This window comes from Mycobacterium sp. 852014-52144_SCH5372336, from assembly GCF_001665615.1.
Classification (GTDB): Bacteria; Actinomycetota; Actinomycetes; order Mycobacteriales; family Mycobacteriaceae; genus Mycobacterium; species Mycobacterium neumannii_A.
The window spans coordinates 1-1,376 of record NZ_LZSW01000022.1 but is presented as its reverse complement, the minus strand read 5'-3'; the positions used below and the strand labels follow the sequence as shown (position 1 = coordinate 1,376).

Below are 1,376 nucleotides of genomic sequence, written 5' to 3'. Positions count from 1 at the left end.
TGACCCGTCCCGGCGTTTCCGGAGACTCCCGATCTTGGGAGGATCTGAGTTATGGGACGTGTCAGCAAGTATCCCGATGAGCTGCGTGAGCGGGCGGTGCGCATGGTCGCCGAGGTGCGCCCGCAGTACCCGTCGCAGTGGGCGGCGATCACCGCGGTGGCGGGCATGTTGGGGATCGGCACCCCCGAGACGCTGCGGACGTGGATTCGCCGCTCGGAGGTCGATAGCGGGGCACGGCCGGGGGTGACGACTCAGATGGCCGAGGAGAACAAGGCGTTGCGTAAGGAGATCGCCGAGCTGCGTCGGGCCAACGAGATCTTGAAAGCAGCAGCGATTTTCTTCGGGGCCGAGCTCGACCGGCCCGGGAGACGGTGATCCGGTTCATCGCCGAACACAAGGACCACCAGGTGGCCGGCCCCGACGGCGGGGCCGGGCTGCGCTGGGGTGTCGAGCCCATGTGCGCCGTGCTGTCTGAGCATGGCGTGCCGATCAGCCCGTCGACTTACTACGAGTGGATCGCCAAGACCCCGACGCGGCGCCAGCTGCGCGACGCCGAGTTGGTCGAGATCATCACCGCAGCAAGGGAACACAAGAAGAAGGGCAGGTTCGTCCAGACGTTGGGGTCACGCAAGTTGTGGATCTGGCTGCGCGGCCAGGGCCACGATGTCGCCCGCTGCACGGTAGAACGGATTATGCGCAAGAACGGTTGGGAGGGAGCGCGGTACGGATCCAAGCACAAGACCACCATCGCCGACGACACTCACCGGCGATACCCGGATCTGGTGGACCGTCGATTCTATGCTGCTGCGCCAAATCGGTTGTGGGTAGCCGACTTTACGTATGTCGCAACCTGGATGGGGTTCGTCTACGTTGCATTCGTCATCGACGCCTACAGCCGCCGGATCCTGGGCTGGCGGGCCGCCAGATCCATGACCACCGATCTGGTCCTCGACGCTATCGAGCACGCGTTCTTCACCCGCGCCCAGGACGGCACCACCAGCTTGCGCGGGCTGATAGCGCACAGCGACGCGGGCAGCCAGTACACCTCGGTGGCCTTCACCCAGCGGCTCATCGACGAGGGCGTGGATCCCTCAGTCGGCTCGGTCGGCGACGCGCTGGACAACGCGTTGGCCGAGACGACCGTCGGGTCGTTCAAGAACGAACTCATCCGCCGGCAAGGCCCGTGGCGCGACGTCAACCAAGTCGAGTTGGCGACCGCTGAATGGGTGCTGTGGTTCAACACCGACCGCCCTCACGAGTACCTCGACGACTTCACCCCCGCAGCCGCCGAGACGCTCTACTACGATCACAGGCGCACCCCACCAAAGGCGGGGTGATTCAACAAATGCAGTCTCCGGACTCACCGGGACGGGTCA

At 65.2% G+C, this 1,376-nt stretch carries 1 protein-coding gene; it reads left to right on the top strand.

Annotation, left to right across the window (positions count from 1 at the left end; all coding sequences use genetic code 11):
* Positions 1-51 precede the first annotated feature (51 nt).
* Positions 52-1,337, top strand: a protein-coding gene (locus A5759_RS04810; protein WP_156616813.1) for an IS3 family transposase whose coding sequence is annotated in 2 segments (ribosomal slippage) — positions 52-334 and positions 334-1,337 — 1,287 coding nt in all. Because the reading frame shifts where the segments join, the coding sequence is not laid out codon by codon here.
* The last annotated feature ends 39 nt before the right edge of the window (positions 1,338-1,376 follow it).